The following is an 11,327-nucleotide window of genomic DNA, read 5'->3' as shown; positions in this document are numbered from 1 at the left end:
ACGACAGCGCGGCGGCGATTCCGATGGCGCCGTACAGATTTCCGAACACCCGGCCGAGCATGCCGTCGGGCACCAGCCGCTGGATCAGGGTGCTGGATGCCACGTCCATGCCAGCGATACCGAGGCCCCGCACCGCCTGCACGGTGAACGCGGCGGCCACCGACCAGGCCAGTCCGGTGAGCAGATTCCCGGCGCTGCTGACCAGGAAACCGCCGATGAGCAGCGCGGTCATCGACATACGGGTGCTCAGGCGGCCGATCAGCGCGTAACCGATCAGCAGTCCGATGCCCACCGCGCCCAGCAGCAGGCCCACCGCGGCGTCGCCGGAACCCAGGGTCTGCGTGGCCAGCAGCACCAGGGCCACATCGTCCACGCCGTTGCACGCCACCACCGCGCAGAAGCCGAGTGCCACGATCCGCACCACCGGGGTGCGCAGGATGTAGCGCAGGCCCGTCCGGGCGTCGGTCAGCAGCGAACCCGGGTTCCCGTCCGCCGGGGTCGGCGGCATCGGCCGGGTGGCGAGCAGGACCAGCGCCGACAGCAGGAACGAGGCCGCGTCGACCAGCAGCACACCCCGGATGCCGAGGAAGGGCAGCAGGGCGGCGGCGAGCAGCGGGCCGAACGCCTCGGCGGCATTGGCCCCGAATCCGATGGTGGAGTTCGCGGTCGCCAGATCCTTGTCCGCCACCATGGCGGGCACCGCGGACCGGGAGGCGGGCTGGAAGATGTTCGACGCGACGGACCGCGCCGCCACCAGCGCCAGCAGCAGCGGCAGCGGCGGCAGGGACAGCGCGATCAGCAGGACCAGCACGCCCTGCGCCACCTCGCAGCCGATCATGAGGCGGCGGCGGTCGAAGCGGTCGCTGAGCGCACCGGTCAGCGGACTCAGCAGGGAGGGCACGAAATCGCCGACGAGCAGCAGCAGCGCCACCGCCAACCCCTGCCCGGTGGTGTGCGCGACGTGCAGCATGAGCGCGACCAGGCTCATGGAGTCGCCCGCATAGGACACCACCCGCGCCGTGAACAGCGCGCCGAGCGGGCGGTTGGTGCGCAGCAGTCGCAGCGCGCGGCCGCGCTGCGCGGTCGGCGCGGGGGTCGGCATGCGGATGGGCCTCCACCGGATCGGATCTCTCGCCACGGCGGGCACGCCCCGGCAGCGCCCCATGGTGCCCCGGGGGTCGAATCTCACGCAATCGATTTCCGGATTCGGCGGTGCGCGCCTGCGCAACAACCGCGCACCGGTCGGATACCCTGCGAGCCGATTCGAAGATCTGGCCACGATTGACCCGGGTTCACCGAAAGGCGGGGCACGATGAGCGGATTCGACACTTCACGCCTGATGGCCGGCACCGCGTGCGCGGCAGCCTGTCTGGCACTACCGGCGGTCATCGCCCCGCACGCGCAGGCGGCGGTCTCACCGACACTGTCGGTGACGATGGGAGGTTCCGCGCTCGGCGCGGCCAGACTAGCGGCGGTCGGCTGCCCGCAGACAGCGACGGCCCGGGTGACCATGCCCGACGGCAGCCCGGTCACCGGCGGCTTCGTCGACTTCTTCAGCCGCCTCCCCGGCGTGGCCGGCAATACCGTCGGCACCGCCCCGGTACACGACGGCACCGCCAACATCCCGTGGGTTCCCGATATCGACGGCCAGCACATCGTCAGCGGCGTCTACTACGGCGGCCCGGCCGGCGTGCGCACCACAGCGGGCTACACCACCATCACCACGGTCGATACCGGCGGCGTCTGCGCCTGACGGATCCCGATACCAGCAACGCGACGCGGGGCCGCACCCGCGGCGCGTTGCGTCCGGCCACCCGAATCGGGGGCATGTCCGCGACGGGGCACGAATCTAGGGTGAAGGTTCGGTCGGGGACCAGGACGAAGGGAAGATATGCGGGCACGAACATTCTGCGGCGCGGTGGTCACCGCGGCCGCCTTGGCCGTCACCGGTACCGGCGTCGCGAACGCGCAACCCACTGATCACGTGAACCCCACCGACTACCTGATCGGCGACACCGTCTACTTCACCGCTGCCGGAGCCAACTGCTCCATCCGTGCCAACGGCGATGTCGGTTGTGACATTCCGGCTGGAATCGCCAAGTGGCTGAACGTTATTCCGGTGCGCGACCTGGTGATCGACGTACCCTTCCTACCCGCGCACCCGACATTCGGCGCGTTCGGACCACAGGGACGCGCCGACAGCCGAAGCCTGCCGGGCGGACCGATCGGCTACGGCTCGACGATCAGCTACGCCGGAGCCTCCTGCCACGGGGGCGGGCGCGGCGGTCTGAGCTGCCAGTCGAAGGGCCACAGTTTCTCCTTCGGATGGTCGGGCACCCAAACCAGCTGACTGCGGGGAGCCCCACGGTACGGTCCCCGCGAACCGGGTCGCGCCGCCGCCGCTCGTATCACGGCTAGGTTGACGGTCGTGCCCTTCACTCTCGCGCACCCGGCCGCCGTCCTACCGCTGCGGCGGTACGCGGCGGTGCCGGCCCTGGTGGCCGGCGCGCTCGCTCCCGACGTTCCCTACTATCTGCCCTGGCCCGGGGACATTCCGCGAACGCATACGCCGGTCGGGCTGCTCGGCTGGGATCTGTTCTTCGGGCTGGCGCTGCTGGCGGTCCTCCGGGTGGTCGCGGTCCCACTGCTGGCGCTGTCGCCGCTGGGGTGGCGGCGGCGAATCACCCTGCCACGCTGGAAGATCCGATCGGTTGGCGGCGCGGTGGCGGTCGTGCTCGCGGTGTGGCTCGGTGCGGCGACGCATCTGGTCTGGGATGCCTTCACCCAGACCGGCGGTCCGGCGGTCCAGCGGTGGGAGTGGTTGCGGGTCGCCGTCGCGGAACCGCATCGGCTCTACAACGTCCTCGGCTACCTCTCGTCGGTGGGCGGCATGGTGGTGCTGAGTCTGGCGGCGGTGCGCTGGTATCGGAGGACCCCGCCCGGCCGGGCGGCGGTACGGGGTGTGCCGCCGCGCGCAGTGCCGCTGATCGTCTCCGCACTCGCGGCGGCGACGGCAGCGGGCGCGGGCTTCGCACTGATGGATCCGGTAGCCCGCGTCAGCGACTACGACCTCGTGCGGCTGGCCCTCCTCGGCGGGGTGCGCGGCTGCGCGCTGGGCGTCCTGGCCTATGCGCTCGGCTGGTGGCTCGTGGTGAGCGGCCGGCCCGACCAGGCCCGATCCCCGCGGACCGGGCCTTAGTCGCATCCGGGTGACGGCGGAAATCACTGCGCCCCGATAACTTTCGCCCCGGCAACTGGGGTCTGAGACTGCGGGTCGTCGATCGCTAGCGTCCTTTCTCGAGTCCTGATGGGTCGGGGAGTGGAGAGGCTGGCGTGCGTCGAGCGTTGATCAGTGCCGTGGTGGCGGCGGTGGCGGCGGGAATGCTGTTCGTGGGGTTCGAACCGCCCGTGGCCGGGGGTGAGCCTGCTGGGGTGAAGCACTGTGCCGTGAGCAGTGGGCGGGAGCCGCAGACCGCCACCCCCGAGGAGGTCGGGCTGGACGCGCGAAGACTGCGAGAGGCGCTGGACTTCGCGAACGATCCGACCCGCTTCACCTTCCGGGTGTACCGCAACAACTGTCTGGTCCTCGAGCGCGAAAGCCATGCGGGCGCGGGCCGGATGGCGTGGAATCTGTGGAGCAGCACCAAGAGCGTGGTGTCCATGGTGACCGGAATCGCGGTCGGCGACGGAAAATTGAATGTCGACGACCCCATCGACCGCTATCTGCCCCCGGGGCTGGGTGATGCCGCGCACCGCGCCATCACCGTGCGCAATCTGCTCACCGAGTCCTCGGGTATGCAGGTGGCGGTGGCCTCGGAGGGCATCACCGGGCTGGCGCAGATCGATCCCAATGTGGTGGCCCAGGCGCTGGGCATGCCGATCGTGCACGAACAGGGCACCGCATGGCAGTACAGTCAGCGCGCCGTGGATCTCATCGTCTACGTCGTCCAGCAGGCGGTCGGGGAGGACTTCCAGGCGTATGCGCAGCGAAAGCTGTTCGATCCCTTGGGAATCCCAGCCGACGACTATCACTGGGCGCGTGACCGCAGCGGAAACACCTACGGTTACGCCCATCTGGTGCTACCGCCCGACGACTTCGTCAAACTCGGTCTGCTCCTGGTCAATCGCGGCAATTGGGATGGGCAGCAACTGATTCCGACCGACTACCTGGAACAGGCGAGCAGTTCCGCCGCCACCCATCCCTGCTACGGCTTCCTGTTCACCATCAACGGCCCGAGCTGTGACGGCGCCTTCCCCGGCCTGCCGAAGGACGCCATCCAGATGTCGGGCATGATGCGCCAGGACAATTTCATCGTGCCGAGCCTCGGACTGCTGGTCAGCTGGACCGGCGTCACGGTACCGGGCGGATCGGTGAGCTTCCCGCACGATGTGCTGCGCGCGGTATCCCAGGCGTTTCTGTCCCCGGAACTCCCGGATCCGGGTCCGTACGCGCCGAAACCGGATATCAGCCTCACCGATCCGATGATCACCAACCCGGACGCGACCCTGGCCGCGCTCGGCCTGGGCCCGATGACCTATCCGGGTTGCGGCCCGCTGAACTGCCTGGGCAAACCGCTGTCCCCGCCGTTCGCCGACTGGCCCGCGGGCTGCTTCGTCCTGGGCTGTGTCGGCCCCGTCCCGGGCATTCGGTAGAGCCGCATCAGAACCTCAGATGAACCGAGGCGATATGCCAGAAGGTCCGATCGTGGACGGTCTCGAAATCCCAACTCTCGGCGAGCGCGTGCGTGGTGGCGACGATGCCCGGGACATCGAAGTCCTCCCGGGTGGCGGTGCCTTTGGCTTCCAGGGCGGCGATGACGTAGGCGGTGGCGCTTTCCATCGTGTGTGGCATGCGAACTCCAATCATCGTTGAATGGTGTGCGGCCGTGGTAACCGGCCGCAGTGACCGGTTACGTCCTGGCGTCGGAAAGTACGTCCTCGTATCGGTATTCGGTCGGGATGGCGGTGCCGGCGGCGTGCGCCTGCTCCTCCCGCTGGCGCAACTCCACGCGCCGGATCTTGCCGGAGATCGTCTTGGGTAGTTCGGTGAACTCCAAGCGTCGCACACGCAGGTAGGGTGCGAGGTGATCGCGGGCGTATTCCATTATGACGCGCGCCGTTTCACGAGACGGCTCCCACCCCGCCGCGAGCGTCACATACGCCTTGGGAACGCTCAGGCGGGTGTCGTCGGGCTGCGGCACCACCGCGGCCTCCACCACGGCCGGATGCTCGATGAGCACGCTCTCCAGTTCGAACGGTGACACCTTGTAGTCGGAGGACTTGAACACGTCGTCGGTGCGGCCGACATAGGTGATGTAGCCGTCGGCGTCCCGGCTCGCCACATCCCCGGTGTGGTAGTAGCCGTCGGCCATGACGGCGGCATTGCGTTCGGGATCACCCAGGTAGCCCGTCATGAGATTGACCGGCGCGGCACTCAGATCCAGGCAGATCTCGCCCTCGTCACCGGACTCACCGCTGATCGGATCGACCAGCGCCACCGGCACTCCCGGCGCGGGGCGGCCCATCGAACCGGCCTTGACCGGCTGCCCCGGCGTATTGCCCACCTGCAAGGTGGTCTCGGTCTGGCCGAAACCGTCCCGGATGGTCAGCCCCCACGCCTTCTCCACCTGCGCGATGACATCCGGGTTGAGCGGTTCGCCCGCGCCGAGGATTTCGCGCAACCCGGTCGGGCGCTCACCCAGATCGGCCTGAATCAGCATGCGCCACACCGTCGGCGGGGCGCAGAAGGTGTTCACCTCGGCGCGGCGCAACTGTGCGAGCAGGGCCGCCGCGTCGAACCGGCCGTAGTTGTAGACGAAGACCGTCGCCTCGGCGATCCACGGGGTGAAGAAGCAACTCCAGGCGTGCTTGGCCCAGCCCGGCGCGCTGATGGCCAGATGTACGTCGCCGGGCCGCACACCGATCCAGTACATGGTGGACAGATGGCCCACCGGATAGCTGATCTGTGAATGCTGCACCATCTTCGGCTTGCTGGTGGTGCCGGAGGTGAAGTACACCAGCAGCGGATCCTCGACCGTGGTGACGGCCGCGAACGGGCCCGCCGACGGGTAGGTCGACGATTCCGCGTAGCCGTGCCAGCCGGGGATCTGCCCGCCCACCACGATGCGCCGGTAGTCACCCGAGACCTCGGCGAACTTCGGGGCGTCGGCCGCATTGGCGATCACGAAACGCACCGCGCCCCGCTCGATCCGGTCGGCGAGGTCGGCGGGTCCCAGCGCCGCCGTGGTCGGCATGACGACCGCGCCCAGTTTGGCGATGGCCAGCATGGCCTCCCACAGTTCGACCTGATTGCCGAGCATGAGCAGGACCCGGTCGCCCTTGCCCACGCCCAGCGCCGACAGCCAGGTGGCCACCTGATCGGAGCGGTTCGCCATCTCGTCGAAGGTGACGCGCTGTTCGCGGCCGTCCTCCTCCACGATCCAGAGGGCGGGGCGGTCGTTGCTGCGCGCGATCACATCGAACCAGTCCGTGGCCCAGTTGAACGTTCCGGTCAGCCGCGGCCACGCGAAATCGCGCACGGCGGCGTCGTAATCGGTCGCGGCGGCGACCAGTTGGTCCCGGGCGGCGCGGTAGGTATCGGTATTCGCGGTCATCGGTCCTCCTCGGACAGGCCGAGCAGGCGCGCGGCGACCTCGCGCATCTCGACCTTGCGGATCTTGCCGGTGACGGTCATGGGGAACTCGTCGACGACGTGGACGTAACGGGGGATCTTGAAGTGCGCCAGGCGGCCGGTGCAGAACTCGCGCAGCGCCTGCGGGGTCAACACCGGCGCGTCCTCGCGCAGCCGCACCCAGGCCATGAGCTCTTCGCCGTACTTGGCGTCGGGCACCCCGATCACCTGGGCGTCGAGGATATCCGGATGGGTGTAGAGGAATTCCTCGATCTCGCGCGGGTAGATGTTCTCGCCGCCGCGGATCACCATGTCCTTGATCCGACCGGTGATGGCGACATAACCCTCGTCATCCATGGTGGCCAGATCGCCGGTGTGCATCCAGCGCGCGGAATCGATTGCCTCCGCGGTCTTCTCGGCATCGTTCCAGTAGCCGAGCATGACCGAGTAGCCGCGGGTGCACAGCTCGCCGGGTTCGCCGCGCGGCACCGTCAGCCCCGTCACCGGATCCACGATCTTGATCTCGATATGCGGTCCGGCGCGGCCCACGGTGGCGGTGCGCTGCACCAGGCTGTCGTCGCGGCGGGTCTGCGTGGAGACCGGGGAGGTCTCGGTCATGCCGTAGCAGATCGACACCTCGCGCATGCCCATGCGCTCGATGACCTGCTTCATCACCTCCACCGGGCACGGCGACCCGGCCATGATGCCGGTGCGCAGCGAGGACAGGTCGTAGGAGTCGAAATCCGGCTCGGCCAGTTCGGCGATGAACATGGTCGGCACCCCGTAGAGCGAGGTGCAGCGTTCGGCCGCCACCGCCTCCAGGGTGGCCTTCGGATCGAAGGCCGGGGCCGGGATGACCATGGTGGCGCCGTGGCTGGTGGCCGCCAGATTGCCCATGACCATGCCGAAGCAATGATAAAAGGGCACCGGAATGCAGATCCGGTCCTGCTCGGTGTAGCCGCACAGCTCACCCACGAAGTATCCGTTGTTGAGGATGTTGTGGTGGCTCAGCGTCGCGCCCTTGGGGAAACCCGTTGTGCCCGAGGTGTACTGGATATTGATGGGGTCGTCGGGGGATAGGGCGGCCTGTGCCCGCGTCAGCTCGCTCGGATCGGCGGCGCGTCCGGCCTCGAACAGTCCCCGCCAGTCGCCGGAATCCAGCAGGATCACCCGGTCGAGGTCGGGGCAGTCGGCCCGCACCTCGTCGATCATGGCCGCGTAGTCCGAGGTCTTGAACGCCGGGGCCGCGATCAGCGCGCGAATTTCCGCCTGCCGCAGCACGTAGCGCAGCTCGTGCGAACGATACGCCGGATTGATGTTCACCAGGATGGCGCCGATCTTGGCCGTCGCGTACTGCGTCAGCGTCCACTGCGGGCAGTTCGGCGACCAGATGCCCACCCGGTCGCCCTTCCCGATCCCCGCCGCCAGCAGACCCAGCGCCAGCGCGTCGACCTCGGCGACGAACTCCCGGTAGGTCCAGCGCTCGCCGGTACCGTAGTCGACCAGCGCCTCACGGTGCGGATGCGCGGCGGCCGTGCGGTCGAGATTGTCGCCGATGGTGTCGCCGAGCAGCGGCGCATCCCAGACGCCGAAGGTATAGCTCACCGGCCGGAGCCGGTCCATGCTCTTGCTCACTCCGATAGGATCCACATCACACCGATCCGACGACTACCCCCGAAAAGGTGTATCCCGATGACCCGCACAGCCGACTCGCTGCGGCCCCGCGACGCCGATGCGCTGCGGGCCGAACTGCGTCGGATCGCGACCGCGACCGGGGCTCCGGTCGCCTTCGGCGGCGCGGTCCAAGCGGGGACGCTGGTGCTCAGCGAGTTCATCGGCACCCGCACCAACGGCATGCGCGGACTCGCGGTGCAACCGCAGTCCGGATTGGGCGGCCGGGCGGTGGCGAGTCGGCGGCCGACCTCGGTGGCGGACTACCGCTCGGACGCCACCATCACCCACCACTACGACGTTCCGGTGCTCGGTGAGGGGCTGCGGGCCGTGGTGGCGGTGCCGGTGGTGGTCGCGGGGGAGTCCCGGGCGGTGCTCTACGTCGCCAACCGCGACCCCAGCCCCATCGGCGACCGTATCGCCGAATTCATGGTGCAGGCCGGTCGCCGCCTGAGCCTGGAGTTCACCATTCGCGACGAGGTGGACCGGCGCGTGCGCCTGCACACCGCGCAACCCCGGCGACCCGTCGTGCCCGCGGCGGATGCCGTTGTGACCGAACAGCTTCGGGACCTGCACGCCGAACTGCGCGGTCTCACCCAGGAAGTCTCCGACGCCACCGCCCGCGACCGCCTGCGCGCCATGTCCGAACGGCTCGCGCGCCTGGTCTCCGGTGTCACCGCGCCCGACGATCCGGTCACCCTGGCTCCGCGCGAGGTCGACGTCCTCGCCCAGATCGCCCTCGGCTGCACCAATATCGAAGCCGCCCAGCGACTTTCCCTGAAACCCGAAACGGTGAAGAGCTACCTGCGCAGCGCCATGGTCAAACTCGGCGCGCACACCCGCCACGAGGCGGTGGTGCAGGCCCGCCGCCACGGCCTGCTGCCGTAGCCCGGGTGTGCGGGTGACCCGGTCCCGGGGCGCGTCGCCACCGCGTCGGATCTCGTGCGCGGCGCGGGAGGTTTGGCGCTTCCGGCTGCGCGGCGCTTCCGGCTAGGCGGTGGGCCGGATGCCGTAGGACTCGATCTTGCGGTAGAGCGATGAGCGGGCGATGCCGAGCATGCGGGCGGCGTGATGGCGGTTGCCGCCGACCTGGACCAGCGCCCGCACGATGGCGTCGCGTTCCACCACCTCGATGGGGGTGAGCACCCGTCGGCTGGCGGCGAAACAGGATTCCGGCAGGTCGGCGCGGCGCAGATCGCCCGCCGGACGGCGAGCCAGGGCGGTGCGCAGGGCGTCGCGGAGTTCGGCGATATTGCCGGGCCAGTCGTAGCCGAGCAGCACGCGCATGGCATCCGGGGTGGGGTGCACCGCCCGCCGGGGCGCCAGCGTGTGCAGCAGGCGCGGAACGATCTGGCGCAGATCGTCGACGTGATGGCGCAGGGCGGGCACCGTGATCGAATGCTCGAAATGCCGGAGCACGGCGTCCAGCCGCCCGGGCTCGGCCGATTCGGTGGTCGTCATGGTCACCGCCAGCCAGTGGTCCGAGCCGTCCGCGTTCTCGAGCCGGGCCGCCAGTTCTTCCACCGACCGGTCGGGCAGCTCGTTCAGGTGCGCGAGCACGATGGTGGCCGGCCGCGACCGGCTCCATGCGGCATCGAAGCCGCTCGGCACGGCGTCGTCGCGACAGTCGACCACCACCAGCGACCGGGTCGGATAGGTGTGGCGGTGGGCGGCGGCGATCAGGGCGCGCTTGCCGACCCCCGGCTCGCCGAGCATGACCAGCGGTCGGCGGATCCGCGCGGTCTCGAGCACATCGGAACAGGCCATCCGCCAGGCGGGTGAGTCACCGGGTACCTCCGCCAACCCGATTCGCCTGGTGGCGTGGGGGATCGCGCGGGCAGTCGCGGGGGTGAGATCCACCTGCAACACCACACCGGCCGCCGGCCCGTCCGCGGGTACCGGAATCGAACGCACCCGAGCCTTCCGGCCGGTCGGCAGATCGACCGACACCACCGTGCCGCGCGCACCCGTCAGCCCCGCCGCGAGTTCGCGCAGCCGGATGCGGTCGTGCGGGCCGAGTTCCGCATCCGCGCGGGCATCGGTGATGAACACCTCGCCCGCGAGTGCGACCGTCGGGGTGCGGCCCATCCGGCCGATGCGCAGGAAACTGTCCAGCACCGCCTGCTGCCCCAGCGACGCCGCGGCGCGCAGTTCGCTCTCGATACCGCGGGCCGCCTCCCGCACCAGGGCCAGCATGAGGCCGTTGGCGTCCTTGGCCAGGCAGCTCAGATCCAGAATGCCCTGCACCGCCCCGGTCAGCGGATCGCGCACGGGCGCACCCGCGCACGCGAAGACCGTGATGTTCTCCGCGTAATGCTCCGCGCCCCGGATCAGCACGGCCTTTCCGGCGGCGAGCGCGGTGCCGACGCCATTGGTGCCGACGGTGTCCTCGGTGTAGACGAAACCCGGCGCGAAGAACACGCCGTCGAAGCGACCGGTCAGAAAGCGCTGATTGTCTCGGCGCAGCAGCACGCGACCGTCCTGATCGGCGAGTGCGATGCTCACCGGCATATCGCTCAGCTCGCGTTCCAGCCGGTCGATCACCGGCAGCGCACAGCGCGCGAATCGGCCGTGCAGATCCAGATCGTCCAGATAGGTCCGGTCGAGCACATTCTCGACATCGTCGACCCCGGCGTTCACCGAGCGCTGCCACGAGGCCACGACCAGGTCCGATACCGCGCCGGAGGGAATATCGCCCGCGGAGACGAATACCTCTCGTGCGCGTTCGACACCGATCGTGTCATCTCCAGCGTCCACCGCACTCCTCGAGCCATCGAATCGTCGGAAGGAACGGCGGGGTGCATACGCCGTCAGCGGATTGTCCGCAGTGCGCGCCGGACTCGTCAAGGGGTAACTGTCCCAAAGTAGGACAGCGGACCGACTCCTCGGTTGCGCACACTGGTAGAACCGACGACGAATCCGCGTGCGGTGTGAGCGAATCCGAGTCTCGCGCCGTGGCGTCAGTTGACGGTCTGCTCCGGAGCATGGTGACAACGTCGTCGCCCGTGGCCGCCCGCCCAAGGCC

10 protein-coding genes are annotated in these 11,327 nt (G+C 69.3%); 5 read left to right on the top strand and 5 right to left on the bottom strand.

Annotated features, from left to right (window positions below; translation table 11 throughout):
- Nucleotides 1-1,102: MFS transporter (locus tag QK444_RS23000; protein WP_282783565.1), on the bottom strand; the 1,102-nt coding region annotated here is incomplete at its 3' end.
- A 210-nt stretch (nucleotides 1,103-1,312) separates the two neighbouring features.
- On the opposite strand from QK444_RS23000, the gene QK444_RS22995 reads away from it, so the two are divergent.
- The 4 genes from QK444_RS22995 to QK444_RS22980 all read left to right on the top strand — a co-directional run bounded on the left by QK444_RS22995 (nucleotide 1,313) and on the right by QK444_RS22980 (nucleotide 4,653).
- Nucleotides 1,313-1,753: a hypothetical protein gene (locus tag QK444_RS22995; RefSeq protein ID WP_282783564.1), complete on the top strand. Its 441-nt coding sequence runs from the start codon at nucleotides 1,313-1,315 to the stop codon at nucleotides 1,751-1,753.
- A 138-nt stretch (nucleotides 1,754-1,891) separates the two neighbouring features.
- Nucleotides 1,892-2,350, top strand: a complete 459-nt coding sequence (locus QK444_RS22990; RefSeq protein WP_282783562.1) for a hypothetical protein — start codon at nucleotides 1,892-1,894, stop codon at nucleotides 2,348-2,350.
- Between the two features lie 78 nt (nucleotides 2,351-2,428).
- The gene (locus tag QK444_RS22985; RefSeq protein ID WP_282783560.1) at nucleotides 2,429-3,199 is read left to right on the top strand and encodes a DUF4184 family protein; all 771 of its coding nucleotides are present in this window, start codon (nucleotides 2,429-2,431) and stop codon (nucleotides 3,197-3,199) included.
- A gap of 134 nt (nucleotides 3,200-3,333) precedes the next feature.
- On the top strand, nucleotides 3,334-4,653 hold the full coding sequence (locus QK444_RS22980; protein WP_282783557.1) for a serine hydrolase: 1,320 nt from the start codon (nucleotides 3,334-3,336) through the stop codon (nucleotides 4,651-4,653).
- A 7-nt stretch (nucleotides 4,654-4,660) separates the two neighbouring features.
- Here QK444_RS22980 and QK444_RS22975 read toward each other — a convergent pair whose 3' ends face one another.
- The 3 genes from QK444_RS22975 to QK444_RS22965 are packed head-to-tail and all read right to left on the bottom strand — an operon-like array spanning nucleotide 4,661 to nucleotide 8,254.
- The gene (locus tag QK444_RS22975; protein ID WP_029932022.1) at nucleotides 4,661-4,852 is read right to left on the bottom strand and encodes a hypothetical protein; all 192 of its coding nucleotides are present in this window, start codon (nucleotides 4,850-4,852) and stop codon (nucleotides 4,661-4,663) included.
- Between the two features lie 58 nt (nucleotides 4,853-4,910).
- Nucleotides 4,911-6,614 carry an AMP-binding protein gene (locus tag QK444_RS22970; RefSeq protein ID WP_282783554.1) on the bottom strand — a complete coding sequence of 568 codons (1,704 nt, stop codon included), beginning with the start codon at nucleotides 6,612-6,614 and terminating at the stop codon, nucleotides 4,911-4,913.
- On the bottom strand, nucleotides 6,611-8,254 hold the full coding sequence (locus QK444_RS22965) for an AMP-binding protein (RefSeq protein ID WP_282783566.1): 1,644 nt from the start codon (nucleotides 8,252-8,254) through the stop codon (nucleotides 6,611-6,613). Before QK444_RS22965 ends, QK444_RS22970 begins: the two co-directional genes overlap by 4 nt.
- A gap of 69 nt (nucleotides 8,255-8,323) precedes the next feature.
- On the opposite strand from QK444_RS22965, the gene QK444_RS22960 reads away from it, so the two are divergent.
- Nucleotides 8,324-9,190 (top strand): LuxR C-terminal-related transcriptional regulator, encoded by an 867-nt coding sequence (locus tag QK444_RS22960; protein WP_282783552.1) that lies wholly within the window; start codon nucleotides 8,324-8,326, stop codon nucleotides 9,188-9,190.
- 102 nt (nucleotides 9,191-9,292) lie between these two features.
- Here QK444_RS22960 and QK444_RS22955 read toward each other — a convergent pair whose 3' ends face one another.
- Nucleotides 9,293-11,059, bottom strand: a complete 1,767-nt coding sequence (locus QK444_RS22955) for a helix-turn-helix domain-containing protein (protein ID WP_282783550.1) — start codon at nucleotides 11,057-11,059, stop codon at nucleotides 9,293-9,295.
- Nucleotides 11,060-11,327 lie beyond the last annotated feature (268 nt).

It is taken from the genome of Nocardia sp. CC201C (assembly GCF_030010695.1).
GTDB lineage: Bacteria > Actinomycetota > Actinomycetes > Mycobacteriales > Mycobacteriaceae > Nocardia > Nocardia otitidiscaviarum.
The sequence above is the reverse complement of the archived record's forward strand: the minus strand, read 5'-3'. Positions and strand labels throughout refer to the sequence as shown.

Coding starts and splice junctions, on each gene's coding strand:
- QK444_RS22995 (WP_282783564.1), top strand. CDS start 1,313: ATGAGCGGATTCGACACTTCACGCCTGATGGCCGGCACCGCGTGCGCG.
- QK444_RS22990 (WP_282783562.1), top strand. CDS start 1,892: ATGCGGGCACGAACATTCTGCGGCGCGGTGGTCACCGCGGCCGCCTTG.
- QK444_RS22975 (WP_029932022.1), bottom strand. CDS start 4,852: ATGCCACACACGATGGAAAGCGCCACCGCCTACGTCATCGCCGCCCTG.
- QK444_RS22970 (WP_282783554.1), bottom strand. CDS start 6,614: ATGACCGCGAATACCGATACCTACCGCGCCGCCCGGGACCAACTGGTC.
- QK444_RS22965 (WP_282783566.1), bottom strand. CDS start 8,254: ATGGACCGGCTCCGGCCGGTGAGCTATACCTTCGGCGTCTGGGATGCG.
- QK444_RS22960 (WP_282783552.1), top strand. CDS start 8,324: ATGACCCGCACAGCCGACTCGCTGCGGCCCCGCGACGCCGATGCGCTG.